This window comes from Hominisplanchenecus sp., from assembly GCF_046967715.1.
Lineage (GTDB): Bacteria > Bacillota > Clostridia > Lachnospirales > Lachnospiraceae > Hominisplanchenecus > Hominisplanchenecus faecis.
In genome coordinates this window covers 2,572-6,707 of record NZ_JBKVNQ010000045.1, presented here as the reverse complement: position 1 = coordinate 6,707, position 4,136 = coordinate 2,572, and the positions used below count along the sequence as shown (strand labels likewise).

At 44.3% G+C, this 4,136-nt stretch carries 3 protein-coding genes, 1 pseudogene and 1 other annotated feature; all 4 genes and pseudogenes read left to right on the top strand.

The annotated features are described in order from the left end of the window. A pseudogene (locus ACLTL4_RS07805) lies at positions 1–350 on the top strand (iron transporter); the annotation flags it as partial. 47 nt (positions 351–397) lie between these two features. After that, positions 398–536: a sequence feature (ribosomal protein L10 leader region), on the top strand. A 72-nt stretch (positions 537–608) separates the two neighbouring features. Next, positions 609–1,100: a 50S ribosomal protein L10 gene (gene rplJ, locus ACLTL4_RS07800; protein WP_022118514.1), complete on the top strand. Its 492-nt coding sequence runs from the start codon at positions 609–611 to the stop codon at positions 1,098–1,100. A gap of 71 nt (positions 1,101–1,171) precedes the next feature. After that, on the top strand, positions 1,172–1,546 hold the full coding sequence (gene rplL, locus ACLTL4_RS07795) for a 50S ribosomal protein L7/L12 (protein WP_022118515.1): 375 nt from the start codon (positions 1,172–1,174) through the stop codon (positions 1,544–1,546). 216 nt (positions 1,547–1,762) lie between these two features. Then, a partial coding sequence (locus ACLTL4_RS07790) for a DNA-directed RNA polymerase subunit beta (protein WP_412320392.1) occupies positions 1,763–4,136 on the top strand: 2,374 nt, incomplete at its 3' end.

Genomic DNA, 4,136 nt, shown 5'->3' with positions numbered 1-4,136 from the left:
ATAAAAAACAGACGGAAACTCAAACGCCGGCAGCACCGGCAAAACCGACTGTGACCAGACCGAAAGCTGTCAGAAATGTAAAAGCAAAAGCAACGAAAAAAGGGATCCGGATCACCTGGAAAAAAGTATCCGGTGCAAATGGATATTATATTTATCGATCCACAAAGAAAAAGAGCGGATATAAAAAGATCCATGTTGTGAAAAAGGGAAAGACCCAGAGTTATCTTGACAAGAAGGCACGCAAAGGAAAAACTTACTATTACAAGATCCGGACTTATAAAAAAGCGGGCGGTAAGAAAATGCAGAGCAACTGGTCAAAAGTGGTCAGAAAAAAATACAAAAATTCTTAATCAGAAAAATGTAAAAACTCCTTGACATAACAGTGGCAGATGTGCTATAGTTTTACAGAAAACTGCCAGAGACAGCAGGTGCCGTTAGGCATAAGGTTAAAACGCCTGCCGAGGAGTGAAGAATTCTTAAAAGAATGATTACAGAACCTCTCTGTTAGTTTGACAGAGAGGTTTTTCATTGTTATGAATTCCTCCCAGAATATTCAGTGGTGGGCTTTTATGGCACACCGGGCAGAATCTATAAGGAGGTAAAAGTTAATGGCAAAAGTAGAACAGAAACAGCCGATCGTGGCAGAGATCAGTGAGGCGATCAAAGATGCGGCTTCCATCGTACTGGTTACTTACAGCGGAATCACCGTAGAGCAGGATACTGCAATGCGTAAAGAGCTGAGAGAAGCCGGTGTTTCTTACAAAGTGTACAAAAACACAATGATGAAGTTTGCATTCAAAGGCACACCTTGTGAAGAACTTTGCAAACATCTGGAAGGACCGAACGCAATCGCTATCAGCAAAGATGATGCAACTGCTCCTGCAAGAATCCTGGCTAAATATGCAAAAGATGTGAAAGCACTGAAACTCGTTGCAGGTGTTGTAGAAGACGCTTACTACGATGAGGCAGGTATCACAGCACTGTCAAGCATTCCTTCAAGAGAAGAACTGCTGGGCAAACTGCTTGGAAGCATCCAGTCTCCGATCGCAAACTTTGCACGCGTTATCAGCCAGATTGCAGAGAAACAGGAAGAAGCATAAGAATAAGAATCATCACAGAGGCCGCATAGAAAATGCCGCCTGAAAAAATAAAAATAATGGAGGAAAATAAAATGGCAAAATTGACAACAGCTGAATTTATCGAAGCTATCAAAGAGTTATCTGTATTAGAGTTAAATGATTTAGTAAAAGCATGTGAGGAAGAATTTGGTGTATCTGCAGCAGCAGGTGTTGTAGTTGCAGCAGCAGGTGCTGGTGAAGCAGCAGCTGAAGAAAAAGATGAGTTTGACGTAGAACTGACAGAAGTTGGTGCTAACAAAGTTAAAGTTATCAAAGTTGTTCGTGAAGTAACTGGTCTGGGACTGAAAGAAGCGAAAGCAGTAGTTGACGGAGCTCCTAAGGTTCTGAAAGAAGCTGCATCTAAAGCAGAAGCTGAAGACATCAAAACAAAACTGGAAGCAGAAGGAGCAAAAGTTACTCTTAAATAATTGTAACTGCTTTTTTGTAAAACAGAACTTGCACCGGTCAGGAGTAATCCTGGCCGGTTTTTGCGTCAATAAAAAAGATACTTGACATTGACAAACAGACGTGGTAGTATGGAAAGTGCACTATTGTGAAAGTGTATGCTTTTTGGTATAACTATGCCCAAAAGTGCCAAAAGTGACTTGAATTTTTTAGATAGAAAGAACAGGGGTGAAATGTCAATGGAGAAAAACAGAATACGTCCAATTAAAAGCGGCAAAAGCTTCCGTATGAGTTATTCCAGACAGAAAGAGGTTCTTGAGATGCCTAACCTGATCGAAATACAGGTGGACTCTTATAAATGGTTCCTGGAATCTGGACTCAAAGAGGTTTTTGATGATATCTCGCCAATTACAGACTACAGCGGCAAGCTGAGCCTGGAATTTGTGGATTTCACGCTGTGCGAAGATGACGTAAAATATTCAATCGAAGAATGTAAAGAACGTGACGCAACATATGCTGCACCTTTGAAAGTAAAAGTAAGACTTCATAATAAAGAGAACGATGAAATCAATGAGCATGAGATCTTTATGGGAGATCTGCCATTGATGACAGCAACCGGTACCTTCGTGATCAACGGTGCAGAGCGAGTAATCGTCAGCCAGCTGGTACGTTCTCCTGGCATCTATTATGCAATCGCACATGATAAACTGGGTAAAAAACTGTATTCTTCTACCGTTATTCCGAACCGTGGTGCATGGCTGGAATACGAGACAGACTCCAATGACATTTTCTATGTTCGTGTAGACAGAACCAGAAAGGTGCCGATCACCGTTCTGATCCGTGCACTTGGCTACGGAACCAATGCGGAGATCATCGATCTGTTCGGTGAAGAACCGAAAATCCTTGCCAGCCTGACAAAAGATACTTCCGAGAGCTATCAGGAAGGTCTGCTCGAGCTGTACAAAAAGATCCGTCCGGGCGAACCGCTGGCAGTTGACAGTGCAGAGAGCCTGATCACAAGCATGTTCTTCGATCCGAGAAGATATGACCTTGCAAAAGTCGGACGTTATAAATTCAACAAAAAACTGCTGCTTCGCAACCGCATCTGCGGACAGGTTCTGGCTGAGGATGTTGTAGACGAGTCTACCGGTGAGATCCTGGCTGAGGCTGGTACAGAAGTAGATAAAGCACTTGCAAACAAGATCCAGAATGCAGGCGTTCCGTTTGTATGGATCCAGACAGAGCAGCGTAACGTAAAGGTTCTCTCCAATATGATGGTAGACCTTGGCGAATGGGTTGACTTTGATCCGGAATCTGCAGGTGTTACAGAATTAGTATATTATCCGGTACTGCAAAAAATACTGGAAGAAAACGCCAGCGAAGAAGATATTAAGGATGCGATCCACAAAAATATCCATGAGCTGATTCCGAAGCATATCACAAAAGAAGATATTTTTGCTTCTATTAACTATAACATGCATCTGGAGTACGGCATCGGCCATGACGACGATATCGACCACTTGGGCAACCGTCGTATCCGTGCAGTCGGAGAACTGCTGCAGAACCAGTACCGTATCGGTCTTTCCAGACTGGAGAGAGTCGTTCGTGAAAGAATGACAACACAGGATCTGGAAGGCATTTCTCCACAGTCTCTGATCAACATCAAACCGGTGACAGCAGCCGTGAAAGAATTCTTCGGATCTTCCCAGCTGTCCCAGTTCATGGATCAGAACAACCCACTGGGTGAGCTGACACACAAGAGACGTTTATCCGCCCTGGGTCCTGGCGGTCTGTCACGAGACAGAGCCGGATTCGAGGTTCGAGATGTACACTATTCCCACTACGGAAGAATGTGTCCTATCGAGACGCCTGAAGGACCGAACATCGGTCTGATCAACTCACTGGCATCTTATGCAAAGATCAACGAATATGGTTTCATCGAAGCACCATATCGTAAAATCGATAAAACAGATCCTAAGAATCCGCGTGTCACAGATGAAGTAGTATATATGACTGCGGACGAAGAGGATAATTACCATGTAGCACAGGCGAATGAGGCTCTGGACGAAGAAGGACACTTCATCAGCAAGAACGTTTCCGGTCGTTACCGTGAAGAGACACAGGCATACGAAAGACACATGTTTGATTACATGGACGTGTCTCCTAAGATGGTATTTTCCGTTGCTACTGCACTGATTCCGTTCCTGCAGAACGACGACGCAAACCGAGCTCTGATGGGATCTAACATGCAGCGTCAGGCTGTACCGCTTCTGACAACCGAAGCTCCTGTAGTAGGAACCGGTATGGAAGAAAAGACAGCGGTTGACTCCGGTGTATGTGTGGTTGCAAAGAAAAATGGTACGATCGAGTCTTCTGAATCCAAACGTATCGTGGTTCGCAACGATGATGGTACAAGAGATGAGTATCGTCTGACCAAGTTTTCACGAAGCAACCAGAGTAACTGCTACAATCAGCGTCCGATCGTTTTCAAGGGCGACAGAGTTGCTGCCGGACAGGTTATCGCAGACGGTCCTTCCACATCCAACGGCGAAATCGCTCTTGGTAAGAACCCTCTGATCGGATTCATGACCTGGGAAGGTTACAACTACGAGG

Coding starts and splice junctions, on each gene's coding strand:
- rplL (WP_022118515.1), top strand. CDS start 1,172: ATGGCAAAATTGACAACAGCTGAATTTATCGAAGCTATCAAAGAGTTA.
- rplJ (WP_022118514.1), top strand. CDS start 609: ATGGCAAAAGTAGAACAGAAACAGCCGATCGTGGCAGAGATCAGTGAG.